This window comes from Thioalkalivibrio thiocyanoxidans ARh2, from assembly GCF_000385215.1.
In the GTDB taxonomy this organism is placed as follows: domain Bacteria; phylum Pseudomonadota; class Gammaproteobacteria; order Ectothiorhodospirales; family Ectothiorhodospiraceae; genus Thioalkalivibrio; species Thioalkalivibrio thiocyanoxidans.
Genome location: NZ_ARQK01000052.1, coordinates 1 through 23,103 on the forward strand (window position 1 = coordinate 1; position 23,103 = coordinate 23,103).

The 23,103-nt window shown below is 65.9% G+C and carries 23 protein-coding genes; 16 read left to right on the forward strand and 7 right to left on the reverse strand.

Annotated features, from left to right (window positions below):
- Positions 1–216: 216 nt before the first annotated feature.
- The 3 genes from G372_RS0107765 to G372_RS0107775 all read right to left on the reverse strand — a co-directional run bounded on the left by G372_RS0107765 (position 217) and on the right by G372_RS0107775 (position 5,226).
- The gene (locus G372_RS0107765; RefSeq protein ID WP_019623568.1) at positions 217–1,887 is read right to left on the reverse strand and encodes a Na/Pi cotransporter family protein; all 1,671 of its coding nucleotides are present in this window, start codon (positions 1,885–1,887) and stop codon (positions 217–219) included.
- 287 nt (positions 1,888–2,174) lie between these two features.
- A complete protein-coding gene (locus G372_RS0107770) occupies positions 2,175–3,566 on the reverse strand; it encodes a sodium-dependent transporter (RefSeq protein ID WP_018865000.1) in 1,392 nt (463 codons plus the stop codon).
- Between the two features lie 22 nt (positions 3,567–3,588).
- Positions 3,589–5,226, reverse strand: a complete 1,638-nt coding sequence (locus G372_RS0107775) for an alpha-D-glucose phosphate-specific phosphoglucomutase (RefSeq protein WP_019623567.1) — start codon at positions 5,224–5,226, stop codon at positions 3,589–3,591.
- A 252-nt stretch (positions 5,227–5,478) separates the two neighbouring features.
- On the opposite strand from G372_RS0107775, the gene G372_RS0107780 reads away from it, so the two are divergent.
- Entirely contained in the window at positions 5,479–5,961 is a 483-nt protein-coding gene (locus G372_RS0107780; protein ID WP_019623566.1) for a DUF1249 domain-containing protein, read from the forward strand.
- 30 nt (positions 5,962–5,991) lie between these two features.
- On the opposite strand, the gene fabA is transcribed toward G372_RS0107780, so the two are convergent.
- Positions 5,992–6,504, reverse strand: coding sequence for a 3-hydroxyacyl-[acyl-carrier-protein] dehydratase FabA (gene fabA, locus G372_RS0107785; RefSeq protein ID WP_018861710.1), 513 nt, complete (start codon positions 6,502–6,504; stop codon positions 5,992–5,994).
- Between the two features lie 116 nt (positions 6,505–6,620).
- On the reverse strand, positions 6,621–6,935 hold the full coding sequence (locus G372_RS0107790) for a hypothetical protein (RefSeq protein ID WP_019623565.1): 315 nt from the start codon (positions 6,933–6,935) through the stop codon (positions 6,621–6,623).
- A 199-nt stretch (positions 6,936–7,134) separates the two neighbouring features.
- Between G372_RS0107790 and G372_RS0107795 the strand changes: the two genes are divergently transcribed.
- From G372_RS0107795 to mnhG, 9 genes are all read left to right on the forward strand, one after another.
- Complete coding sequence (locus G372_RS0107795; protein ID WP_019623564.1) at positions 7,135–8,523, forward strand: hypothetical protein; 1,389 nt, start codon at positions 7,135–7,137, stop codon at positions 8,521–8,523.
- 113 nt (positions 8,524–8,636) lie between these two features.
- Positions 8,637–9,326 carry a TIGR04211 family SH3 domain-containing protein gene (locus tag G372_RS0107800; protein ID WP_026279076.1) on the forward strand — a complete coding sequence of 230 codons (690 nt, stop codon included), beginning with the start codon at positions 8,637–8,639 and terminating at the stop codon, positions 9,324–9,326.
- 210 nt (positions 9,327–9,536) lie between these two features.
- A complete protein-coding gene (locus G372_RS0107805; RefSeq protein ID WP_019623563.1) occupies positions 9,537–11,837 on the forward strand; it encodes a putative monovalent cation/H+ antiporter subunit A in 2,301 nt (766 codons plus the stop codon).
- Positions 11,834–12,259: a Na+/H+ antiporter subunit B gene (locus G372_RS0107810; protein ID WP_018865007.1), complete on the forward strand. Its 426-nt coding sequence runs from the start codon at positions 11,834–11,836 to the stop codon at positions 12,257–12,259. Before G372_RS0107805 ends, G372_RS0107810 begins: the two co-directional genes overlap by 4 nt.
- The gene (locus G372_RS0107815) at positions 12,259–12,606 is read left to right on the forward strand and encodes a Na+/H+ antiporter subunit C (protein WP_018865008.1); all 348 of its coding nucleotides are present in this window, start codon (positions 12,259–12,261) and stop codon (positions 12,604–12,606) included. The genes G372_RS0107810 and G372_RS0107815 overlap by 1 nt, the downstream gene beginning before the upstream one ends.
- Positions 12,603–14,108, forward strand: coding sequence for a Na+/H+ antiporter subunit D (locus G372_RS0107820; RefSeq protein ID WP_018865009.1), 1,506 nt, complete (start codon positions 12,603–12,605; stop codon positions 14,106–14,108). Before G372_RS0107815 ends, G372_RS0107820 begins: the two co-directional genes overlap by 4 nt.
- On the forward strand, positions 14,105–14,578 hold the full coding sequence (locus G372_RS0107825) for a Na+/H+ antiporter subunit E (RefSeq protein WP_019623562.1): 474 nt from the start codon (positions 14,105–14,107) through the stop codon (positions 14,576–14,578). The genes G372_RS0107820 and G372_RS0107825 overlap by 4 nt, the downstream gene beginning before the upstream one ends.
- Before the next feature lie 15 nt (positions 14,579–14,593).
- Entirely contained in the window at positions 14,594–14,869 is a 276-nt protein-coding gene (locus tag G372_RS0107830; RefSeq protein ID WP_018861719.1) for a cation:proton antiporter, read from the forward strand.
- The gene (gene mnhG / locus G372_RS0107835; RefSeq protein WP_018865012.1) at positions 14,862–15,257 is read left to right on the forward strand and encodes a monovalent cation/H(+) antiporter subunit G; all 396 of its coding nucleotides are present in this window, start codon (positions 14,862–14,864) and stop codon (positions 15,255–15,257) included. Before G372_RS0107830 ends, mnhG begins: the two co-directional genes overlap by 8 nt.
- Positions 15,258–15,377: 120 nt before the next feature.
- Here mnhG and G372_RS0107840 read toward each other — a convergent pair whose 3' ends face one another.
- Entirely contained in the window at positions 15,378–15,830 is a 453-nt protein-coding gene (locus G372_RS0107840) for a hypothetical protein (RefSeq protein WP_017925939.1), read from the reverse strand.
- Between the two features lie 198 nt (positions 15,831–16,028).
- Between G372_RS0107840 and G372_RS0107845 the strand changes: the two genes are divergently transcribed.
- From G372_RS0107845 to G372_RS0107855, 3 genes are all read left to right on the forward strand, one after another.
- Entirely contained in the window at positions 16,029–16,697 is a 669-nt protein-coding gene (locus G372_RS0107845; RefSeq protein ID WP_018865013.1) for an ArsR/SmtB family transcription factor, read from the forward strand.
- 338 nt (positions 16,698–17,035) lie between these two features.
- Complete coding sequence (locus G372_RS0107850; protein ID WP_019623561.1) at positions 17,036–17,770, forward strand: MBL fold metallo-hydrolase; 735 nt, start codon at positions 17,036–17,038, stop codon at positions 17,768–17,770.
- A 23-nt stretch (positions 17,771–17,793) separates the two neighbouring features.
- The gene (locus G372_RS0107855; protein WP_019623560.1) at positions 17,794–19,113 is read left to right on the forward strand and encodes an MFS transporter; all 1,320 of its coding nucleotides are present in this window, start codon (positions 17,794–17,796) and stop codon (positions 19,111–19,113) included.
- Between the two features lie 11 nt (positions 19,114–19,124).
- Here the strand turns inward: G372_RS0107855 and G372_RS0107860 are convergent, their stop codons facing one another.
- Entirely contained in the window at positions 19,125–19,583 is a 459-nt protein-coding gene (locus G372_RS0107860) for a DUF6231 family protein (RefSeq protein ID WP_018865016.1), read from the reverse strand.
- 104 nt (positions 19,584–19,687) lie between these two features.
- Between G372_RS0107860 and G372_RS0107865 the strand changes: the two genes are divergently transcribed.
- The 3 genes from G372_RS0107865 to G372_RS0107875 are packed head-to-tail and all read left to right on the forward strand — an operon-like array spanning position 19,688 to position 23,042.
- On the forward strand, positions 19,688–20,170 hold the full coding sequence (locus G372_RS0107865) for a Crp/Fnr family transcriptional regulator (RefSeq protein ID WP_012982173.1): 483 nt from the start codon (positions 19,688–19,690) through the stop codon (positions 20,168–20,170).
- A 17-nt stretch (positions 20,171–20,187) separates the two neighbouring features.
- A complete protein-coding gene (locus G372_RS0107870; RefSeq protein WP_019623559.1) occupies positions 20,188–20,976 on the forward strand; it encodes a YdcF family protein in 789 nt (262 codons plus the stop codon).
- A gap of 26 nt (positions 20,977–21,002) precedes the next feature.
- Entirely contained in the window at positions 21,003–23,042 is a 2,040-nt protein-coding gene (locus G372_RS0107875) for a hypothetical protein (RefSeq protein ID WP_026279077.1), read from the forward strand.
- Positions 23,043–23,103: the final 61 nt, after the last annotated feature.

A 23,103-nucleotide genomic window follows, 5' to 3' on the forward strand; every position in this document is an offset into this window, starting at 1 on the left:
AGCGCCGCCGGCCTGGCGCGTCCGGAGCAAGGTTCCTGGGCGAATCCCGGGCGTGTTTCTTGGTTACTTCTTTGCACGAGCAAAGAAGTAACTCGGGGTGCGCTGCCGAGACAGCGCTCGGCAGTATGCGGACCGAAGGCACGTAAACACCGGATGACGAACCGGGCCCAGCCTTTGTGTGGGAACGAGCTTCGCCGTGAGAGCGGAGGTAGAGGACTAAGGCTTGGCGGGAGCGGTGGCGGGATCGGCCTCGTAGGAGGCCCCCACCGGCGGCGTCAGGAGCAGCGCATAGCGCCGCAGGACCCAGATGCCCCGTTCGAACAGGCTGGTGGCGCCGAACACCGCGTCGCGTACGCGGCCGTCGAGGTCGCTGGAGGCGAGCAGACGGCGACGGATCGAGTCCATCAGCTCCGAGCGGTCGTGGGTCAGGGACTGCAGCAGGGCGATATCCTCGGTATCGCCGGTGCGTGCCGCGTCGGTCAGCGTCAGCAGCATCATGTGGAGCGTCTCGACCAGGTTGTGGGTCAGGGCGCGGGCCTCGGCGGAGGCGTCCGCATGGAGGGAACGCTCGATCTCCGTGGCGAGGTCGTTCAGGGTGTCTTCCAGTTGCAGCAGCAGTTGATTGCGGTTCTTCAGCACGATCGCATGATCGAGCGTGGCCCCACTCAGGGCTCCGGAGAGGATTTCGTCTAGAAACTGTTCGAGCGCCTCGGTGACCTGCAGGTTGCCGCGATGCAGGGCCAGGCGCTCGGGGCGGGCGCCGTCGCTGTCGTCGCGCACGCTGTCGAGGTAGTCGGGTAGCCGCTTGAGCAGGCGCAGCTGCTCTTTCTCCACCAGTACCAGCGCGGACCCGGCGTCGTTTTGCGCCCCGGCGTAGATGTAATGCGGCTTGCCCAGGGCCTCTTCCTCGGTCGGGGGTGCCGTGCGTTCCAGGAAGCGCGCGACGGGACCGTGCACCGGGTGCATCGCCAGGTCGCAGACGACCTGGTAGAGGATGTAGGCGAGGGCAATCTGCAGGCTGATGCCGATCGCGAGTGCTTCCAGCCCCGAGGCGATCAACGGGATGCCGCCGTAGAACTCGATCCAGAACAGCGGCAGCAGCAGGATCAGGCCCAGCGCCTTGAGGATGAACTGGTAAAGCGCCAGCTGGCGCCCAAGCCCCTTGTGCGAGGCGGCCAGGATCAGCGTCGAGATGCCCGTGCCGAAGCTGGCCCCGTAGACGACCATCAGGCCGTATTCGAGGTCGATCACGCCGCTGGCGGCCAGTGCCATCGTCACGATCGTGATGCTGGAGGCCGAGTGCGCGATCACCGCAAATACGAGCCCGGTGGCGAACGCGATCAGCAGCGACTGCGCCGAAAGCGACATCAGGCCGGTCATCCAGGTCAGATCGGTGAGGGGCTTGGCCCCTTCCTTGATGAACATCAGCCCGAGGAACAGCAGGCCGATGCCGAGCAGGGCGCGGATCAGGTGACGGACGCGCGCGGACTGGTCGCGGTCGAAGTAGAACATCAGCCCGGTGACCCCAACCAGGATGAAGACCATCAGGGTCAGGTCGAGCGCGGCGATCAGGACCAGCAACGAGGTGCCGAGGTTGGCGTAGTTGATCACCGGCTGGGCACGCCGGGCGTCGAGCACGCCGGCGGTGACCAGCGAGATCAGAACGAAGATCACCGCGTGGATGCTCTGTGTGATCGCCCCGCCCACAAGACCCAGGAAGGCGGCGGCGCGATTGGAGCCCGTCGCGCGCCCCACCAGTGCACGCAGTCGCTGGTCCGCGAGCTGGCGCAGGTGCTCGCTGATCAGGCGGATACCGACGAAGAACAGTCCGAGTCCGGCAAACAGCGTCGCCGCGATCTCGAAGGTGATCATCCACTCGCCGTTCATCCGCGCATTCTAACGGGGCCTTGTGCGGTCTGCGTCCGTGTCCGTGAGGTGGGCGTGACAAGGAACGCCGGTATCGGCAGAGGGGAACACGGTCAGCCAGACTGAGCAGCCGCGATGGCGGCCCCGCATGCGGTCGCCGCGACTCAGCGGTTCAGACGCGGACGTGCCTCCGGGTCTGTCTGGCCGAGAGCAGAAAGGCGTACCGGTGGGCCCCGCGTTCTGGGTGGCGGCGGTTCCACGGGTGCCCCGGAATCAGGGTTCCGCGCGGGGTGCCGGGGCGTGGTCGCTCAGGTCAATGGCAGGTGGTTGACGATCACCGAGTTCTGCCAGAACAGGGTCAGCAGGGCGATCGGTGCGATATAGCGAAGGATCAGCCGCCAGATATGGAAGGCCATCGGCGGCCGTCCCAGTTCGTCACGGGTGATGGTCGCAGGCAGGATCCAGCCGGCAAACAGCGCGATCAGCAGGCCGCTGACGGGCAGCAGGATATTGATGGCCGTGTGTTCCAGCAGGTGGTATAGCGTTGGCAGCTCGCGCCCCAGCACGACCAGGTCGATCTGGGCCCAGCCGGCCCCGGTGAACGAGAAGATCGTGATCAGGCTGAAACCCCAGATGGCCAGCGCGCTACCCAGGGCGGCCTGCAGGTTGGAGATGCCGAAGTGGTCGTGCAATAGATGCACGAATACCTGGACATTCGCGATCATGGTGCTGAAGGCCGCGAGGCTTAGCGCCGCGAAGAACAGCGTGGTGAGCATGACCCCCGCCGGGACCGCGGACAGGGCCAGCGGCAGGGCCTCGAACATCAGGCCGGGGCCGGCGGCCGGATCCAGACCATAGCCAAAGACCACGGGGAAGATCGCGACCCCGGCGATCAGTGCGATCACGGTGTCGGCGATTGCAACCCCGATCGCGGTGCCGGCGATGGAGGTCCTCCTGGGCAGGTAGGCGCCGAACATCATCAGCACGCCGGCAGCCAGGGTCATGGTGAAGAACGCATGACCGACCGCGATTACCAGGCTGTGCCGGTCGAGAGCGGAGAAGTCCGGGCGGAACATGAAGTCTAGGGCGGTTTCGACGTCGCCGACCCAGAGACCGCCGATCATGGCGGCCAGCAGCAGGGCGAACAACAGCGGCATCACCAGTGCCACACCGCGCTCCAGCCCGTTGCGCAGCCCCAGGGCCACAATCGCGAAGGTCGCCGCAAGGCCCAGCGTAGTCCACAGCAGCATCCCCGAAAGCGACGTCTGAACCCCTTCGAAGATTGCGATGACCTCGGGCGCGTCCACGCCGGCGAAGGCCCCGCTGGCGGCGCGTGGCACATAGGAGAAGACCCAGCCGGTGACTACGGCGTAGAAGGTCATGATCACGAACAGGGCGATGATCCCGATCCAGCCAACCATCTGCCAGGCGTCGCGGACACGCGCCTCGCGGGCGACGGCGAGGGCCGCATACCCGGGGGAGCGGCGACCACGCCGCCCGATCATGACCTCCGCCATCATGATCGGGATGCCGATCAGCGCAATGGTCAGCAGGTACACGGCGAGAAAGGCGCCGCCCCCGTTCTGGCCGAGGATGTAGGGGAACTTCCAGATGTTGCCGAGCCCGACCGCCGAGGCGGTGGCGGCCAGCACGAACGCATAGCCATGCGTCCAGCGCTGCCGGGTGGCGACGATGTCCATCAGCGGTGGACCGCGGGTTGGGTCAGGTAATCACATCGGGTTTGTCGCGACCGGTCAGGCCCGGCAGGTCACCCAGTCGCACGGCTGCCTCGATCAGCGGGCGCAGCAGCTCCTGCGGCTCGCGGTCCAGGTGTTCAGGGTGGGTCTCGTACTGCTCGATGTAGATGCGCAGGGTCGCCCCTTCGGTGCCAGTCCCGGAGAGGCGGAACACGATGCGCGCGCCACCCTCGAACAGGACCCGCAGGCCCTGGTGCTCGGTCACGCTGCCGTCCACCGGGTCGCGGTAGGCAAAGTCGTCCGCCTCCGCGACACGCATGCCGGCGAGCGACTGCCCCGGGAGGCTCGAGAGCTGCTCGCCGATGCGCGCCATTACCTGTTCGGCGCGGGAGGTGTCCAGCCCTTCGTAGTCATGCCGGGTGTAGTAGTGGCGGCCGTAGTCGCGCCAGTGGTCGCGCACGATCTCTTCCACCGACTGGCGGCGGGCGGCCAGCAGGTTCAGCCAGAACAGCACGGCCCACAGGCCATCCTTTTCGCGCACATGATCGGAGCTGGTGCCAAAGCTCTCCTCGCCGCACAGGCGGATGCGGCCGTCGTCCAGCAGGTTGCCGAAGAATTTCCAGCCCGTGGGGGTCTCGAAGCAGGGGATGCCGAGCGCCTCGGCGACCACGTCCACTGCCTGGCTGGTCGGCATGCTGCGCGCCACACCCTTCAGCCCGTCGGAGAACGCGGGGATCAGATGGGCGTTGGCCGCCATGATGGCCAGGCTGTCGGAGGGCGTGACGAAGAAATGCGGGCCCAGGATCAGGTTGCGGTCGCCGTCGCCGTCGGAGGCCGCGCCAAAGTCCGGCGGGTTGCGCCCGTACAGGGCCTCTCGCAGCTCGCGGGTATGGGCCAGGTTCGGGTCCGGGTGGCGTCCGCCGAAGTCGGCCAGCGGTTCCGCGCGTAGCAGGGTATCGCCGGGGGCACCCAGGCGATTGATCAGGATCTCCTCGGCGTAGGGCCCCGTGACCGCATGCATCGCGTCGAAGCGCATACGGAAATAGTCCGACCGCAGCAATTCGCCAATGCGTTCGAGGTCGAACAGGGCCGCCATGTGGTCGGCATAGGCGCCCACGGGGTCGACAACCTCGATCGACATCTCGCCGAGATGGGTGCTGTGCAGGTGGTCGATGTCGACGTGCGGCGTGCCACTGGCGATCCGGTAGTGGGTCAGCACCTTGCTGCGTTCGAAGATGGCATCGGTGATGCTGGCCGGCGCGGGTCCGCCGTTGGCCGTGTTCAGCTTGACGCCAAAATCGCCCTCGGGCCCGCCTGCGTTATGGGAGGCCGAGAGGATGATGGCGCCGGCGGCACCGCGCGAGCGGATCAGGTGGCTGGCGGCCGGTGTCGACAGCAGGCCGGCATGCCCGACCGCGACCTTCTTGACGTCGTTGGCAGCGGCCATGCGCAGGATGGTCTGGATGGCCTCGCGGTTGTGGAAGCGTCCGTCGCCGCCGAGGATCAGCTCGCCTTCGCACAGGCCAGGGTGCGCCTCGAAGATGCTCTGGATGAAGTTTTCCAGGTAGTGGGGCTGCCGGAACTGTCGTACCCGCTTGCGCAGGCCCGAGGTGCCTGGCCTTTGGTCGGTGAATGGCCGGGTCGTGACGACACTGATATCCATGGAGTCGTGAGTCCTTGTTGGTTAACGCGCACCGGTGAATCCCGTCTTGTTCGACGGTACCAAAAAGGGTCGGGGGTGTCCCGTGCCTGGCGGTGGGTTTGCGTATGGTTTTCGGCAGACGCCATCCACCGGCCAACTTGGACCCGGCGTTGTTGGCAATGGTGCAGCGAAGGGTGGATCGTGGAAAACGGGACACTATTGCGGGCGGGTACATTGGCCAGTGTTTGCCCGGGGGCTGTTAGACTGCGCGGCATGTTGCTGGATACCCGCACCCCCGCCCATCTCGAACCACGCCCGGTCACCTTCGCGGCGTTGATGGAGATGTACGAGGAAAACTACCTGTCGGTACGCCGTCTGTGCCCGGAGCTGCATCGTCAGCCGGTGCGTGCGGTCTCGCGGGTCGAGGGAGCGCTGGATCTGCACCTGGAGGTGCTGGAGCGCACGCGGTACACGACCACGCTCCGACTCACCTATGCCTTTGCCGGGCGCGACGAACCGCGTCTGCAACCGGATGCCCGGGTGCGCCTGTTTCACGATGCGCGGCAGGCCGAGGTACTGGGGCGTCATTGCCGGCGCAGCGGCGAAGATCTGGTGATCGATACCATCGCGGGACACCCGGGGCTGGGCTGCCGCTGGCGGCACAACCGGTTTCTGTTCAAGTGGCTGCGCTATTGCCTGCGCCAGGGCCACCGCTTTCACCCGGACGCCACGCCCGCGCCGCTGGCGACGGACTAGCTTCCTGCCGGAGCAGGCTCGCCGCTCAGGTCAGAAGTTTTCGGTGGAGGTGAACAGGCCCACGCGCAGGTCGTGGGCCTCGTAGATCGGCCGGCCGTCGACCTCGACGATGCCGTCGCCAATGCCCAGCACCAGTTTGCGCGAGATCACCCGCTTCATGTCGATGCGATAGGTGACCTTCTTCGCGGTGGGCAGGACCTGACCGGTGAACTTCACCTCGCCCACGCCAAGGGCGCGGCCACGTCCGGGGTTGCCCAGCCAGGCGAGGTAAAAGCCGACCAGTTGCCACATCGCGTCCAGCCCCAGGCAGCCGGGCATCACGGGGTCGCCGGGGAAGTGGCAGGCAAAGAACCACAGGTCCGGGTCGATATCCAGCTCGGCGATCATCTGGCCCTTGCCATGCTCGCCGCCGTCGCTGTTGATCTCCAGGATGCGATCCATCATCAGCATGTTGGGGACCGGCAACTGGGCGTTGCCCGGGCCGAACATGTTGCCGTAGCCGCAGGCCAGGAGTTCGTCGCGATCGTACTGATTCTTCTGCATGGGGGCGCCGCTCGGGGAAAAGCCCGGTATTGGACCGAAACCCGCGCGCAAAAGCAATTCCGCCGGTTACCGGCCGGCGTGGCGCGCTCGCGTTCGCGGCCGTTCAGCCGCGGGCGTCAGGCATCGCAGGGGTAGCGCAACAGCTCGGCCAGCGTGTAGAAGCGCGAGCCGCGCAGGTAGCCCGCCTGGATGTCGGCCACCAGCGCGCCGGGGCGTCCTTCGGCGTCGCGCTCGGCGATCCACCCCGCGGGCAGGGTGTCGAGAATATGAGTGCAGGCCAGGCGGCCGTCTTCCAGATGGCTGGCATGCACCTCTCCGGTACCGCGATGGCGAAACGCGGGCAGCCAGCCGGCAGTGAAGCCGGCGTCCAGCCAGCCGGGCTGTCCGATGGGTTCGGGGCCTGCGACGGGGAGTAGATCGGTCTGCAGCATCGAAGTTCTCCGGGGATTTACACCTCCTATCGGCGTCGCGGCGACAAACTTGAGCACGTGGGGTGGGCCGCGCGTCGCGAGGCTGGATCGGCCATAATCGCGGCCGGAGAGAACCGGCGGCGGGCGGGAGCCGGTCGCAAACCGTGCGGGGATGGGCTCGGCGCGTCCGGGTACCAGGCAGAATCGACGAGGGGGTGGCGTGGCTATCACGATCCTGATTGTGACTCTGGCGATCATCATCGCCATCGTGCTGCTGGACTGGGCGCGAGAACCGGTGCGCGCGGTGCTGTTCGCGATCACGGGCGGGCTGGTGCGCGTGTGCTGTGCCTTGCGGCGACACCTCGTGCATCTGCGGGATGCCGTGACGGGCTGGCATCGCGGCTATCTGGCACGTCTGGAAGCGGACCGAATCCACGGGGCGGTGGAAGCTCTGGAGCGTCGCTATGGCCACCTGGTAGGACATGATCTGGCGCAGATGCCGGAGCTTCGCCAGGAGGCGGCCGACACCTTGCGCGCCCTGCGCGAGGCTTATGAAAACGATGAGACCCGTCTGCTCGAGGAGCCCGCCTGGGTGAGCCGTCTCGAGGCGCTGGCCAGTACCCCTGTTAGCGATACCCCGCAGAGCCAGCGACTGGCGCAGGATATCCAGGAGACGATCCTGCGTATTGCGCGCCTGGGCATGGAAGAGCATAGGCAACTTGCTCAGGGCATGCTGGCGGCCCGGCGGCGGCTGGAGTCGCCGGTGGACCAGCTGGTGGATCGGCTGGAAAGTCTGCAAAGGCGCCTCGGTGACCTGCAGCGCCAGGGCGATCGTCTGGACCGTGCCCTGGCGCGCTGTGAACAGACCGAGCCTTCGATCCGGCACCAGCTGCCGTCGTATGCCCAGGCCGTCAGTCAGGGATTGCTGGGGCTGGTGGGCCTCGCACTGACGGGGCTGGCGGTCATCGTGTACCACCAGCTCTTCGGGCCACCGTTCGCCGGGCAGTTCCCGGCCGCCGAGGATGCCGGGCCCGGCGCGCTGTCGGACCGGATCATTGCCCTGCTGCTGGGGATTGCGCTGGTGAGCGGGTGGCTGCTGGCCGAAAGCCGAGGGGCGATCCGGCTGTTGCCGCAGGCGGTAATGGAGCGCGACAACTGGGCCCGTATGGGGCTGGTTGTCATGGCATTACTGGTGCTGGGTGCTGTAGTCGCGTTGTCCGGACTGGCGGGCTTTCACCTCGAGTGGGTGCGTTATCGGAACGAGCTGCTGGAGACGCTGCTGGCCGGAGAAGTGGCGCCTCCGCCCACGCTGTACTGGACCGAGCAGCTGGTCGGCGCGGCAGTCGGGTTGGTGGTTCCGCTGGTGATGGCACTTGCGCCGCTGTGGCTGGTCTCCCTCTTGCAGGCGGTACGGGTGCTGGTCGGGGGACTGCTTGGCATCGTGCTGGCGCTACTGACGGGTGTGCTGCACCTGCTGGCCGTGATCGCGCTGCAGCTGCGGCGGCTCCTGCCGGCCCTGTTCGAGCTGGTGACCTTTCCGCCGCGCGCGGTACGCGAGCGGCTGATGGGACATGCAGCGTCTTCCCGGGGGGCGGACCCCGGAATGTGACGGGGATCACCCCATAGACGGAGCATTCCCGCGCGGCGCAAATGCCGCTGTAGAATGCGCTCCCTCAAGTAAATGGCCGGATCAGGCTACCAGGTGAGAGGCAGGACATGGGCATGCAGGTGCAGCGGGTGATTCGCGGGCTGACGGTAACCGGAATACTGGTCCTGGGTGGGTTGACCGCGACGGCGGTAATGGCCGAGACCACGCGTTTTGTCAGCGACGAGCTGGAGGTCGGGGTGCGCAACGGCACCGGGCCGAACAGCCGCATCATCAGTTCGGTGCGCTCCGGGCAGGAGGTCACGGTGCTCGAGGAGAGCGGTGATGGCCATACCCGTATTCGCCTGCCGAGCGGTACCGAGGCCTGGATTCTGACTCGCTACCTGCAGGATGAACCGCATTCCCGGGAACGCCTGGAAGAGGTCGAGAGCGAGCTGGCCGAGATCCGCTCGGGCGCGGACGACCAGGAGGGCCGGATTGCCGAACTGCTGGATATCCGCGGCGAACTCGAGTCCGAGCGTGACGATCTCGAGCTGCAGGTGGCGGATATGGAATCCGAGCTCGAGGAACTGCGTGACGTGGCGGCGCGCCCGCAGGAGATCCAGCGCGAGAACCAACGTCTGGAGAGCGAGCTGGTCGATGCGCGTGATTCCGCGGACGAGTACCGTCGGCAGGTGGAGGTCATGCAGGCCGACAGTCAGCGGCGCTGGTTCATGACCGGCGCGGCGGTGACCGTTGGCAGCCTGATTCTCGGCATCATCCTGACGCGCATCCCGCTTCGCCGCCGTCGCAGCGACTGGTACTGATCGTGTGCCCCCCCGGAGTTTCTCCGGGGGGGCACACGTGTCCCGCTTCGCGTTTCTTGCGTGGTGCTCGTCGAGCCATTAGGCTTTCGCAGCTGTTTTGAAGCCGTCGCCGGTGGTCCTGGGTGACGGACGCAACTCCAGGAGCGTGATTCCAGGCAGGTTTCGGTGTCACGCGGATAACGCCCGACGCAAAAGGACTCAGCTGGCCGGATGCTCTACGCAATTCTGTCAACATTCCTGGTGGCCGCGATTGCGCCCGCGGTCCATCGAGTGACCGGTCGTGCCAGTGGCTGGGTGCTGGGGATTCTCCCGGCGGCGCTGTTCCTCTATTTCCTGAGTTTCCTGCCCGCGGTCTCCAGTGGCGAGTCCATCGTGCTCAGCTGGCCGTGGCTGCCGGGGCTGGATATCCACCTGTCGTTCCTGGTGGACGGCCTGTCGCTGCTGTTCGCGCTGCTGATCTCGGGTATCGGGTTCTTCATCGTCACCTATGCCGGGCGCTATCTCGAGGGGCACCGCGACCTCGGGCGCTTCTACGTGATCATCCTCGCCTTCATGGGCTCCATGCTGGGGCTGGTGCTGGCGGATAACCTGATCGCGATGTTCGTGTTCTGGGAGTTGACCAGCATCACGTCCTATCTGCTGATCGGCTACAACCACGAGAATGCGGACGCCCGGAAGTACGCACTGCAGGGCCTGATTGTTACCGTGGGTGGTGGCCTGGCGCTGCTTGCCGGGATCGTCATGCTGGCGATGGCGGGGGGCTCGTACGAACTCTCCGAGATCCTGGCCAACGGCGATGTTGTCCGCGAACACTCGCTGTACTTGCCACTGCTGATCCTGATACTGATCGGGGCCTTTACCAAGTCGGCACAGGTCCCGTTCCATTTCTGGCTGCCGCGCGCAATGGCGGCGCCGACGCCGGTCTCCGCCTACCTGCACTCCGCCACCATGGTGAAGGCCGGGGTGTACCTGCTGGCGCGCCTGAACCCGTCGCTGGGCGGCACCGAGATCTGGTTCACCACGCTGGCGCTGTTCGGCGCGCTCACGATGTTTACGGGGGTGTTCCTGGCCTTCCGCAGTACCGGCGTGAAACAGGTCCTGGCGTATTCCACCGTGATGGCGCTGGGCACGCTGACCATGCTGATCGGTATCGGCACCGAGACCGCGCTGATGGCCGCGATGGCCTTCCTGCTGGCGCATTCGCTGTACAAGGGCGCGCTGTTCATGGTCGCCGGTATCCTTGACCACGAGGCGGGGGCCAAGGACTTTCTGCAGACGGGCGGGCTGCGCACGGCATTACCCGTTACAGCGGCCTTTGCGATCCTCGCGGCGCTCTCGCTGGGCGGGGTGATCCCGCTGTTCGGCTTTGTCGCCAAGGAGCTGATGCTGGAGTCGGTGCTCGAGGCCCCGGGTTTGGTGGGCATCCTGACACTGCTGGCGGTACTGACCGCGATCCTCGGGGTCGCGGTTGCCGCGATCGTTGGTATCCGGCCGTGGTTCGGCTCGCGGGTGGAGACGCCGAAGACCCCGCACCACGAGGCCCCGCCGGCGATGCTGGCCGGCCCGGTCGTGCTGGCGAGCCTGGGCCTGATCTTTGGCCTTGGGCCGGGGCTGGCGGACGAAGGACTCGTCAACGCCGCGGCGGCGAGCGTGCAGGGCGCGCCGGTGGATGCCTATCTGGCGCTGTGGCACGGCGTCAACTGGCCGCTGGCGATCTCCGCGTTCAGCCTGATCGCGGGTGGCCTCCTCTACTGGCGGTGGGAGCAGGCACGGCGCGCCCTGGCGTGGGTGGACCAAGCGGCCGAATACGGTCCGGAGAAGGGCTACTTCAAGATGATGGATGGCCTGGTCTGGATCTCCGAATGGCAGACCCGCGTGCTGCAAAACGGCTATCTGCGCTACTACGTGATCGTGATCGTCGCGATGACCGCGGGCCTGGTCGGGGTGACCGCCCAGCTATTCGACGTGAGCGTCAGCGCGGTGCACTTCGAACGCCTGCAGATCCACGAAATGGCCATCATCGCGATCCTTGTGGCGTCGATGCTGTTCGCGGTGCTGACACGTTCGCGCCTGGGCGCCGTGGCGGCGCTGGGCTCTCTGGGCTTTACGGTGGCCCTGGTCTATGTGCTGTACAGCGCGGCCGACGTGGGGATCACGCAGGTGCTGGTAGAGACCCTGACCGTGATCCTGCTGGTGCTGGTACTGTTCCGTCTGCCGGGGTTCTTGAGCCTGTCGTCCACCGCGCTGCGGCTGCGCGATGCCGGCATCGCGCTGGTGGCCGGCGGCATGATCACGCTGCTGATGCTGAGCACCCTGGATGCGCGCCTGTTCGACTCGATTTCGCAGTATTTCATCGAGGAGTCGGAACCCTCCGGCTATGGCCGTAACATCGTGAACGTGGTGCTGGTGGACTTCCGGGCACTGGATACGCTGGGCGAGATCTTCGTGCTGGCTCTGGCGGCGATCGGGGTGTACGCCATGATTCGCTTCCGTGCGGAGGATCGCCGATGAGCATGCACTCACTGATTCTGCGCACGGCCGGACACTTCCTGCTGCCGCTGCTGCTGCTGTTCTCCGTGTTCTTGCTGCTGCGCGGCCATGACGAGCCGGGTGGCGGGTTCATCGGTGGCCTCGTCGCGGCTGCGGCGATCGTGCTGTATCTGTTCTCGATGGATATTCGATCCGCGCGCAAGGTGCTGCGCGTGGATCCGCGCGACCTGCTGGGCGCGGGCATGGTGCTGGCGGTTGTGAGTGCGCTGCCCGCGGCCTTCCTCGGGCAGGCGTTTTTCACGGCTCAGTGGTGGGAATTCACGGTCCCGGTCTTCGGCGAGATCAAGCTCTCCACCGTGCTGATCTTCGATATCGGCGTCTATCTCGTCGTCATCGGGTCAGTGCTGACGATCATGCTCAATCTGGCGGAGGCGGAAGACTGATGGAAGTCGTCATGGCCTTCGTGGTCGGCGGCATGTATGCCGCGGCCATCTATATGATGCTCCGGCGTTCGATCGTCAAGCTGGTGATCGGGCTGGTTCTGCTGTCGAACGCGGCCAATCTGCTGATTTTTACCCTGGCCGGAATGAAGTCGGGGGCGCCGCCGCTGATCCCGCCGGGCATGTCGATGCCCGACGGGGCAGCCGCAGACCCGCTTGCGCAGGCTGTGGTGCTAACCGCGATCGTGATCGGTTTCGGCGTGCTGGCGTTTGCCGTGGTATTGATCCATCGCGCCTACGAAGTTGTGAAGGCGGATGACATGGACCAGATGAAGGACACGGATCGATGAACATGTCCGTCGCCCTCCCGGTCATCATCCCGCTGCTCGCCGGCGCCCTGTCGGTGATGTTCTGGCGCTCGCATTTCGCGCAGCGCGCGCTGGGCGTGCTCGGGACCGGCGCGATGCTGGCCACCAGCGTCTGGCTGTTGCTGGAGACCTGGGAGCACGGCCACATCGTGATGGAGATGGGCACCTGGCCGGCGCCGTTCGGGATCGTGCTGGTCTCCGACATGCTGGCCGCGATCATGGTGGTGCTGACCGGCATCATCGGCTTTGCGACGGCCGTCTATTCCCTGTCCGGCATTGGCAAGATGTCGGAGAAATTTGGCTACTACCCACTGTTGCACCTGCTGCTGGCGGGTGTGAATGGTGCGATGCTGACCGGCGACATCTTCAACCTCTATGTCTGGTTCGAGGTGATGCTGGTGGCGTCGTTCGCGCTGCTGATCCTGGGTGGCGAGCGCGCACAGATGGAAGGGGCGATCAAGTACGTCACCCTGAACCTGCTGTCGTCGATGATCTTCCTGACCGCGATCGGTCTGACCTATGGTCTGACCGGCACGCTGAACATGGCGGACATCGGCGACAAGCTGTCCACGGTGGAGGACACCGGGCTGATCACCGTGATCGCGATGCTGTATCTGGTCGCGTTCGGGGTGAAGGCAGCGGCCTTCCCGTTCTTCTTCTGGCTGCCGGCCTCCTATCACACGCCGAAGGTCGCGGTCTCCGCGCTGTTCGCGGGCCTGCTGACCAAGGTCGGGGTGTATGCGCTGTTCCGTGTGTTCACGCTGATCTTCAACCAGGATGTGGACTATACCCACGAGATCCTGCTGTGGGTCGCCGCGGCCACGATGCTGACCGGCGTGCTCGGGGCGGCCGCCCACTACGAGTTCCGGCGCATCCTGTCGTTCCACATCATCAGCCAGATCGGCTACATGATCATGGGGCTGGCGCTGTATACGCCGCTGGCGCTGGTGGGTGGCGTGTTCTACATCATGCACCACATCATCGTGAAGGCGAATCTGTTCCTGATCAGCGGGATTACCTTCGTGATGAAGGGCACCCACGAGCTGAAGTACATGGGCGGCATTTACCGCACGAATCCGATGCTGGGCGTACTGTTCCTGATTCCGGCGCTGTCGCTGGCGGGTCTGCCGCCGCTGTCCGGGTTCTTCGCCAAGTTCATCATCATCCGCGCGGGCATCGAGGCCGAGGCCTACTGGGTCGTCGCCGTGGCGCTGGTGGTCGGTCTGCTGACGCTCTATTCGATGATCAAGATCTGGGCGGAGGTCTTCTGGAAGGCACAGCCGGAAGGGGTCGAGGACGAGATCCGTGATGTAAGCTCGGGCCCGATGATCTGGATGTGGGTGCCGGTGATCATGCTCGCGCTGATGACCGTGGCCATTGGCCTGTATGGCGAGCCGATCTACCAGATGGCGGCGATGTCGGCCGAGCAGTTGCTGGATCCGTCGCAGTACATCGAGGCGGTCCTCGGGGAGGCGCGCCAATGATCGCCCTGACCTGGAACATCGCGCTGGCCCTGATCTGGGTATTCCTCACCGGCAACTTCACCGGGGGCAACCTGCTGATCGGCTTCTTCCTTGGCTATGTGCTGCTGGCCTTCGCGCTACGCGACAAGCCGGCGTTCGCAAGCTACGCGCGCCGGGTGCCCAGGTTCATTGCCTTCATCGGGTTCTTCCTGTGGGAGCTGTTCCTGTCGAACCTGAGAGTGGCCTACGATGTGATGACGCCCACCCACCACATGGTCCCCGGCGTGATTGCCTTTCCGCTGGATGCGCAGACCGATGGCGAGATCACGATCGTCGCGAACCTGATTTCACTGACGCCGGGCACCCTGAGCCTGGACGTATCGACCGACCGCAAGGTGCTCTACATCCACGTGATGTATCTGGAGGACCGCGACGCGGTGGTTCGCTCGATCAAGTATCTGGAACACCGGGCCCTGGAGGTCCTGCGCTAGGCGCGGGGGACACAGATGTTCGAAATCGCCATCATCGTGGCCAATGTCCTGCTCAGCATCTCCCTGGTGCTGGGGTTCTGGCGTCTCTATCTCGGGCCGACGCTGCCCGACCGGGTAGTGGCGCTGGAGCTGATCGCGTCCCTGACCATTGGCTTTATCGCGGTGTACGTAATCTCCAGTGGCCGGACCCCGTTCATCGACGTGGCGATGGTGCTGGCGCTGACTGCATTCCTCGCCGCAATCGGGTTCGCCCGCTATCTCGAGAAAGGGGGGCACCGCGAAGATGATTGAACTGATTACGGGTTTCTTTCTGGTGATCGGGGCCGCTTTCATGATGGTGGCAGCGCTGGGGCTTGTGCGCATGCCGGACCTGCCGATGCGTCTGCACGCCACGACCAAGGCCGGCGTGCTCGGGGCCGGCCTGATGATGGTAGGGGTTGCTGTCTACTTCGGTGACGGGGGCGTGACCGCCCGTGCGGTGGCCGTGATCGGCTTTCTGCTGCTCACCGCCCCGGTGGCTGCGCATGCGATCGGCCGTGCCGGCTACTTCGTCGGGGTTCCATTGTGGGAACACACACGCTCCGACGAACTGAAGGGCCGCTACGACGACAAGACGCATACGCTCGCCTCGCCACCGGAGATGAACGAATCCTCTGCGGACGACGAGCCACGCCGCTGAGCCAGCCTTGACCGGGATCCGGGACGACCGGCCATAAAAAAGCCGGGACGCAAAGTCCCGGCAATGGGCACAGTCGCGGGAGAGAAATGCGACTGGAGTTCACTCCCTGATGCAGGCGGTTCAGGCCGCCTGGTGGGTTTCCTTCGCCTCGCGGGCAGCCTTGGCCTCTTCCGGCGAATAGGCGGCGCCGGACCAGAGCATTTCGTAGGCGATCTCTTCGTTACCGTTTTCGCACAGCTCCAGGACCTCCTGGAACAGCGGCTGGAAGGTCTCGCTGCGGTGCGAGGCCTCGTGTTCCTCGAAGCTGCGCCAGAAGGTGATGATCAGCGCCTCCTTGTCCTTCATCGGGCTCTCCACGGCCTGGCCGATGGTCGAGCCCTCGTTGGAGACGGCGCCGGAGTTCAGGGCAACAAAGCCGCCGACGAAGCCGGTGTCCGAGTGATAGGTCTTCACGTTTTCGCACAGCATGGCAACCCGTTCCTGCAGGTCGTCGATGCTGTACTCCGGCTTCAGGATCACGCGGTTGATGGTGACGACGCCGTCGGCCGGGAAGTTGTGGATCAGCTGGCTCATGGTTGTCCTCCTTTCGGGAACGGGTGCCCCTGCGGCGGGGCACGGCTTGTCAGTTAGTTCGTTACCAACTGCTAATAAATAGTTCCCGAGTAATCTAGTCAAGAATGAATTCGGCGCAACAAACCCTCGTTCGCGCTCGGGCCTTGCGCCTTGCGGCGGGGCGGTCTACCTTGCCGACTTCCCCATCCGGAATGCGTCATGTCCGATCGCGAACTGAAGGATTTGCTCTACGACCAGGTCGCCCGGATCGGCAAGGCGGCGTCCAGCCCGAAGCGACTCGAGTTGATCGAGCTCCTGGTGCAGGGGGAGAAGAGCGTCGATCAGCTCGCGTCGGACGCCCAGATCAGCGTCAAACTGGCCAGTGCCCACCTGAAGGAGCTGCGTCAGGCCAACCTGGTGGAGTCCCGGCGCGACGGGCGGCGCATCTTCTACCGCCTGGCGGACCCGCGCGTCGCGGATTTCTGGGTTGTGCTGCGGGAGCTGGCCGAGAGCCGGTTACTGGAGCTGCAGGGCGCCGTGCGGGACATGACGGCCAGCGCCGGTGACATGGTCCCGCTGAGCGGTCAGGAGCTGCTGGAGCAGGCCCGCAAGGGCGAGGTGATCGTCCTCGACGTTCGCCCGGACATCGAGTACGCCACCGCGCATCTGCCGCACGCCCGCTCCATCCCTTTGCGCGAGCTGAAGCAACGCCTCGACGAACTGGCGCCGGATATCCCGGTGGTTGCCTACTGCCGGGGCCCGTATTGCCTGATGGCGCGCGACGCGGTCGCGATCCTGGACGCACACGGTTTCCGCGCGGTCCGTCTCGATGAAGGTGTGGCCGAATGGCGCCATCAGGGCCTTCCCCTTGAACAAGGGAAACCCTGATCCGAGTTTTCCCAGGACCCTCCGACGGCTGAAACCACCTCGGTTGGCGGACTTGCAGGTTCGCTCACTCCCGCGTCAGCGCCCCCAGCAAGGCGTGTGAGTGGCGTGCCGCTGGATGTTCGCCCGTGTCCTGCGGTGGACCCCCCTCTGTATTGGCCAGAACGTATTTGACATCCCTTCGGTGGCGGACTAGTTTACATTCTAACGAACGTTAGACTAAATATCGTGCCCGGCAGGTTCCGTTCGATTGCGGGGCGCCGTTCCCGGAATGAAACCAGCCGGTTTCCCCGTTCTCGCGCGATCCTTGCCGTCATCATGGATGATCCAGGAGGTATGTCATGTTTTTCCGTCAGTTGCCGACCCGTGAATCTTCACTGTCCTATCTGTTTGGGTGCGGGTCGCTCGGCAAGGCGATTGCCGTGGACGTCGTCGAGGGTGATCAGGAGTGGTTCCTGGAGCAGGCACGCCAGGTCGGCGTCGAGATCACGCACGTGATCGATACCCATGTCCACGCCGATCACTATTCCGGTGGGCGCGATCTGGCAGAGCGTGCCGGCGCGAAGTACTGCCTCCATGAATCGGATCGCGAGGTGGTCGAGTTTGATTTTCATCCCCTGCGCGACGGCGACCGGATCGAGGCTGGTAACGTCGAAGTAGAGGTCCTCCACACGCCGGGGCATACCGAAGACAGCGTGTGCCTGCTGGTGACCGACAAGCGGCGCGGTGAGCAGCCCTGGTTCGTGCTGACGGGTGACACGCTGTTTATCGGGAGCGTCGGGCGCCCCGACCTGGCCGGGCAGGAGCGCGAGATGGCCGGGCAGCTGTACGACAGCCTGCATCAGCGGCTGCTGGGGCTGCCGGATGAGCTCGAGATCTACCCGGGCCACTACGCGGGGAGCGCCTGCGGCGCCGGTCTGTCGGGCAAGCCGTCCTCCACGCTGGGTTTCGAGAAACGATTTAACCCGGGGCTTGCGTTCAGTGATCGCGATGCGTTCGTCGACTTCCTGACGAGCGATATCCCCCCGCGTCCGCCCGGCATGGATGCCTATGTGGCCGCGAACATCGCGGCCTGAGGGGTACAAGACAAGGAACGAATATGAGTGATCCATCCAGGGCCGCGCAGGCCTACGAGCACCTGACCCACGGGATTCGCGAGAACCTCGGGCAGTTCGGGCAGCAGCTGATCCAGGTCTTTTTTGTCGGCCTGACGATCGGGATGATGCGCACCGTCATCCCGGCGTTGGCCGAGGACGAGTTCGGCGTGGCCGAGGGCTCGTTCATGCTGCTGACCGCGTTCGTCGTCGCGTTCGGGGTGGTCAAGGGCGTGCTCAATTTCGTGGCCGGGCGCCTGTCCGAGCGCATGGGGCGCAAGACCGTCCTGATGCTTGGCTGGATGGCGGCCATCCCGATCCCGTTCATGATCCTCTACGCCCCGTCCTGGAGCTGGATCGTGGCCGCGACCATTCTGCTGGGTGTAAACCAGGGGCTCGCCTGGTCGATGACCCAGACCGCGAAGATGGATATCACCCGGAGCGACGAGCGCGGCTTCACCATGGGCATGAACGAGTTCTCCGGCTATGTCGGGGTGGCCGTGGCCGGGATCGTGACCGGCTATATGGCCGCTGCCCTCGGACCGCGCATGGGGGTGTTCGTGTTCGGTGTGGTCGTGATTCTGATCGCGATCCTGATGACCGCACTGTGGGTGCGCGAGACCCTGGACTGGGCCAGGGCCGAGGGGGCCCGGCATGCCGCCGGGCAGTCCACCGGGCCGCAACCGCGTTATCCCAAATCCATTGCCGATACGCCGACCACCTGGGAGGTGTTCACGCTGATGTCGTGGCGTGACCGGCGCATGGCCGCATTCAGTCAGGCGGGCCTGGTGGAGAAATTCGTCGATGCCCTGGTCTGGGTGTTCTATCCGGTATTCCTGTATCAGCAGGGGCTGAGCCTGGCCGCGATCGGCTGGGTCGTGGGGATCTACGGCTTTGTCTGGGGCGGGTCGCAGTTCGCCACCGGCAAACTCTCCGACCATGTGGGGCGGTTGCAGCCCATCGTCTGGGGTATGTGGATCTGCGGCGCTGGCGTGGCCCTGACGCTGCTCGGCGAGGGGGTCATCTGGTGGTCATTCGCGGCGGCCGTGACCGGTTTTGGCATGGCGCTTCTGTATCCCAACCTGAGCGCGGCAGTCGCCGATATCGCCCATCCGAACTGGCGTGGCTCCGCGATCGGGACCTACCGCTTCTGGCGCGATCTCGGCTACGGCGTTGGTGCGCTGGGTCTGGGGATCGTGGCCCACATCGGCGGTTCGGTCACCTGGGGCTTCTGGTTCGTGGCCATCGCCATGTTCCTGTCCGGTGCGCTGGTACTGCTGTGGGGGGAGGAGACCCATCCACGGCTGAATCCCGATAAGGATTAGGCCCCGCGCGCCTACCAGCGCGCCTTGTCCCACATCTCGGGATTCGCCCAGAAGCGGGCATTCAGCCAGTCCGGCGTCAGCTTGTAGTCGTACAGGCTGGTGCGGTAGACCGCATGATCCGGCGCGGCGGATTCGGCGTCCGGGTCGCGCCGAAAGCCCAGCGCGAGAAACTCGTTCAGTCCCCAGCGTTCGTCGTCCAGCCGATGCAGGATCAGTACCTCGTCCGCCCAGCGGTCCCGCAGGCCGCCGAGCAGGTGCTGGCCGGTCGGGACATCCAGCGTGCTGAGGGTGTCCAGCAGCAGGACGAGTGGCACACGGGGCTCCGGTGGGTTCTCGAGAAACACCGCGGCCGTGGTGCATTCCACGTCCAACGGGCTGTTCAGCCCGTCCGTGTCGGGCACGAGCAACAGGGCCCGACCGTCTCGCAGACGGGCAGGCAGGTGGCGGCGAAGGGCCTCAATGTCGATCAATCCACGTCTCCTCGGTACATCCCGTCCCCCGTGCCGAGGGTACAATCGTTATACTCTAAACCACCCTCACTGCTACTGCGGACCCGTCAGAAGGAAGCCCTCTCATGTCCAAGGAACTGCTGACCGAATTCCTCTCCAAGCACCCGATCTCCGCGTCCCTGACGCCTGCGGAGGTGGAAGTCCTGCTCGAATACCTGGAGGTGGTGGAGACCCACCACAAGCAGGTGATCGCGGATATCGGGGAGGTGGGCGAGTCGCTGTTTTTCGTGGTGAGCGGGACGGCCGCGTTGTATCACGACGACGGCAGCCAGGAGATCGAGGTGGGCCGCATGCAAACCGGCGAGCTGGCCGGGTCGATGTCGTTCTTTGACCGGGTGCCGCGCGGCGTGCGCATGCGTGCGCTGAGCGACAAGACGCGGCTGCTGCGCCTGTCGCGCTCGATGTACGACCGCCTGCGTGTGGAGAACCCGTATATCGCGGTGAACCTGCTGGAGTTCGCGATCATCAGCCTGGATCACCTGATCCGCCGTGTCTCGGAGGACGTGGCGACCTACGCCCACTACCTCTACTCCCCGGGCAAGAAGTAAGCCCCCCGGGACCGCCCATGCTCGCGTCCCTGCAAACCATTGCGGAACACCTGTTGTTGCCGCCGGGGCTGGGTATCGCCCTGACGGTGCTGGGCGTGCTGTTGTGGCGGGCCGACTGGCGTGGTGGCCGGCCGCTCCTGGCGCTGGGGCTGCTGGCGCTGGTGCTGCCCAGCCTGCAGGTCGTGGCACAGCCCCTGGCGGATACCCTCGAGCGCGAGGTGCGCGACAGCGTACTGGCGACCGGGCGGGCGGATGCGATCGTGATCCTGGGCGGTGGTCGTTGGGTGGGCCGCGCGGAGGACGCCGGACACGACGCCCTGAACCCCCGCACCCACGAGCGTGTGCGCGAGGGCGCGCGGCTGCACCGTGCCACCGACCTGCCCATCGTGGTCTCGGGTGGGACGCCGAGGGCGCTGCCCGGGCGCCGTTCGGAGGCCGAACTGATGGCCGCGACCCTGCAACAGGACCTCGGGGTCTCGGCACGCTGGCTCGAGAATACGTCGCGCAACACCTGCGAGAACGCCACGCATACACGCCAACGCCTGCAGGGGCAGGGAGTGGAGGCCGTACTGGTAGTGACCCAGGCGATGCATCTGCCGCGTGCGCTGGAGTGTTTCGAGCGCGCCGGGTTCGATGCCTATCCGGCGCCTGCCGGTTTGCGCGGCACCACCGATGACCCGCGCGGCCTGCGCGACTTCCTGCCCACCACAGAGGCCATCGAGACCTCGCGCTTTGCCCTGCGGGAGTGGCTGGCGCGGGGGGCGCTACCACTGCGCGAGCGCCTGCGCGGCAGTACCGGAGACTGATGCCCGTGCCCCGTCCGGTGCGCTGGATGCTTGCGGGGCTTTGCGTGGGGGGCATCGTGGCGGGAACGTCTTCCGGCGCTTGGGCCGAATCGGCTGTATCCCTTGGCGCTGAACTGAGCATCGATTCGGTGGTGCACGAGGCCCTGAGCGCCGAGGGACTGAGCTCCCGCGTCAGCTGGAGCGATGGGCGCCTGAGCCTTGAGCTGCGCGCCGAGCGCATCGAGCTGCCGGAGCCGGTGGGTACGCTGCGCGCCGCGCGGGTGGAATGTGCCGAGCTGCGCCTGACCCGGCGCGAGGTGGCGTGTGACGACGCGCGCCTGTGGGGGCGCTCGGGCGATCTTCGCCTGGATGGCCACCGCCTGGCGCTGGCCTGGGCCCGCGACAGTGGCCATCTGCGGCTGGCCGGGGACTGGCCCGGGTGGTTCGGTGGGCGCGGAAGCCTGCGCGCGGATTTCGCCCCGGAACGCGGTTGGGATGTCGACGCCCGGCTGCGGGGGCTGGACCTCCAGGCGCTGGTCGCCTTCGACCGCCAGCCCGTTGAACTGCCGGTGGCCATCGGAGACGGCCGCGCCGACCTCGACCTGCGGCTGCGTCCGGGTAGTCGGGTCACCGCGCGTCTGGGGCTGGAAGATGTCGCCTTCAGCGATCCGCTGGGGCTGCAGGCGGGCGAGGAACTGCGCGCCACGGCGCAGTTGTCCGGGGATGGCACGCGCTGGGATCTGGATCTCGCTCTGGAAGGGGGGGGGGTCTACATCGATCCCTGGTTTCTGGATCTGGACGAGGAGGGGCCGGTGAAGGTTTCCCTGAACGGGCTGGAGGGGGACCCCGGAACCCTGGCGTTCCGGATGGACGCCCTGGATCTGCTTTACGGCGATGCCCTTGAGACGCGGGGCGAGGCGGTGGCCTATGAGCCGGGGGCGGGGCTGGATGGCGTCTTTTACGGTCGGGTCCATGCGCTCGCGCCGGTCTACGATGCCCTGCTGGCCCCGTGGCTGGCCGGGACGGTGCTCGGGCATATGGCCACCGGGGGGCAGCTCGAAGGACGTGTGGAACTGGTGGGCTCACAGCCCCGGCGCGCCGACCTGGAATGGTCGGAACTGGATGCCAGCGATCGGCGGGGGCGCTTCGGCTTGGCCGGTGCGCGCGGGGCACTCGACTGGTCGGCCGACGAGGCGGGGAGTCCCGGCACCTTCGCGATGGATGTCGCCCACCTGTACGGGCTGCCGTTCGATGCCTTCGAGGCGCAGGTTCGCGCTCTGCCGGCCGGCCTGGAGCTGCTGGCCGAAACCGAGATCCCGATCTTCGATGGCGGGCTGCGGGTCGGGGCCTTCGAGTTGCGCCAGACGGATGCAGGGCCGGATGTGCGCTTCGAGGGCGGCATCCGAGCGATCAGCCTGGAGCCGTTGACCGAGGTGCTGGGCTGGCCACGGTTCTCCGGGCGGCTGGCCGGCATGATCCCCCGGGTGCGCTACGAGCGGGGTGACCTGAACGTGGATGGCCGGCTGCTGGTCCAGGTGTTTAATGGCGAGGTCATACTCCGCGATGTGTATATCCATGATCTGCTGGGCTATGCCCCGGAACTGGGCCTGTCGGCCGAGATCCAGCGGCTGGATCTGGATCCCCTGACGCAGGCCTTCGACTTCGGACGCGTGCAGGGGCGCATCTCCGGACACGTGCGCGATCTGGTGATGGTGGACTGGTCGCCGGTGCACATGGATCTGCAACTCATGACCCCGGAGCGCGATCCGGGACGTCGACGGATCAGTCAGCGGGCGGTGGAGGACATGACCGAGCTGGGCGGAGGCCTGCAGGCCGCGGCTTCGTCGGTCTTCCTGCGGGTGTTCGAGAACTTCAGTTATCGTCGTCTGGGCTTTCGGTGCGAGCTGCGCGGCGAGGTCTGCACGGTCTCTGGCGTCGCCGATCGTCCGGATGGCGGTTTCGTGCTGGTACAGGGTGGCGGCATCCCGCAGATTCGGGTGATCGGCTACAACCGCCGGGTCGACTGGCCCGAACTGATCAACCGGCTCGGGACGATCCAGGCGGGCGATGGGCCGGTGGTGCATTGATCAGTATTTACTCGAGGGGTTCGGTGTTTGGTTGCCGTTCAGGCTGATGGTGTAGATTGAG

Bases quoted from the DNA above. Each gene is read 5' to 3' on its own strand.
- G372_RS0107765 (WP_019623568.1), bottom strand. From the start codon at position 1,887: ATGAACGGCGAGTGGATGATCACCTTCGAGATCGCGGCGACGCTGTTT.
- G372_RS0107770 (WP_018865000.1), bottom strand. From the start codon at position 3,566: ATGGACATCGTCGCCACCCGGCAGCGCTGGACGCATGGCTATGCGTTC.
- G372_RS0107775 (WP_019623567.1), bottom strand. From the start codon at position 5,226: ATGGATATCAGTGTCGTCACGACCCGGCCATTCACCGACCAAAGGCCA.
- G372_RS0107780 (WP_019623566.1), top strand. From the start codon at position 5,479: ATGTTGCTGGATACCCGCACCCCCGCCCATCTCGAACCACGCCCGGTC.
- fabA (WP_018861710.1), bottom strand. From the start codon at position 6,504: ATGCAGAAGAATCAGTACGATCGCGACGAACTCCTGGCCTGCGGCTAC.
- G372_RS0107790 (WP_019623565.1), bottom strand. From the start codon at position 6,935: ATGCTGCAGACCGATCTACTCCCCGTCGCAGGCCCCGAACCCATCGGA.
- G372_RS0107800 (WP_026279076.1), top strand. From the start codon at position 8,637: ATGCAGGTGCAGCGGGTGATTCGCGGGCTGACGGTAACCGGAATACTG.
- G372_RS0107805 (WP_019623563.1), top strand. From the start codon at position 9,537: ATGCTCTACGCAATTCTGTCAACATTCCTGGTGGCCGCGATTGCGCCC.
- G372_RS0107810 (WP_018865007.1), top strand. From the start codon at position 11,834: ATGAGCATGCACTCACTGATTCTGCGCACGGCCGGACACTTCCTGCTG.
- G372_RS0107815 (WP_018865008.1), top strand. From the start codon at position 12,259: ATGGAAGTCGTCATGGCCTTCGTGGTCGGCGGCATGTATGCCGCGGCC.
- G372_RS0107820 (WP_018865009.1), top strand. From the start codon at position 12,603: ATGAACATGTCCGTCGCCCTCCCGGTCATCATCCCGCTGCTCGCCGGC.
- G372_RS0107825 (WP_019623562.1), top strand. From the start codon at position 14,105: ATGATCGCCCTGACCTGGAACATCGCGCTGGCCCTGATCTGGGTATTC.
- G372_RS0107830 (WP_018861719.1), top strand. From the start codon at position 14,594: ATGTTCGAAATCGCCATCATCGTGGCCAATGTCCTGCTCAGCATCTCC.
- mnhG (WP_018865012.1), top strand. From the start codon at position 14,862: ATGATTGAACTGATTACGGGTTTCTTTCTGGTGATCGGGGCCGCTTTC.
- G372_RS0107840 (WP_017925939.1), bottom strand. From the start codon at position 15,830: ATGAGCCAGCTGATCCACAACTTCCCGGCCGACGGCGTCGTCACCATC.
- G372_RS0107845 (WP_018865013.1), top strand. From the start codon at position 16,029: ATGTCCGATCGCGAACTGAAGGATTTGCTCTACGACCAGGTCGCCCGG.
- G372_RS0107850 (WP_019623561.1), top strand. From the start codon at position 17,036: ATGTTTTTCCGTCAGTTGCCGACCCGTGAATCTTCACTGTCCTATCTG.
- G372_RS0107855 (WP_019623560.1), top strand. From the start codon at position 17,794: ATGAGTGATCCATCCAGGGCCGCGCAGGCCTACGAGCACCTGACCCAC.
- G372_RS0107865 (WP_012982173.1), top strand. From the start codon at position 19,688: ATGTCCAAGGAACTGCTGACCGAATTCCTCTCCAAGCACCCGATCTCC.
- G372_RS0107870 (WP_019623559.1), top strand. From the start codon at position 20,188: ATGCTCGCGTCCCTGCAAACCATTGCGGAACACCTGTTGTTGCCGCCG.
- G372_RS0107875 (WP_026279077.1), top strand. From the start codon at position 21,003: ATGCTTGCGGGGCTTTGCGTGGGGGGCATCGTGGCGGGAACGTCTTCC.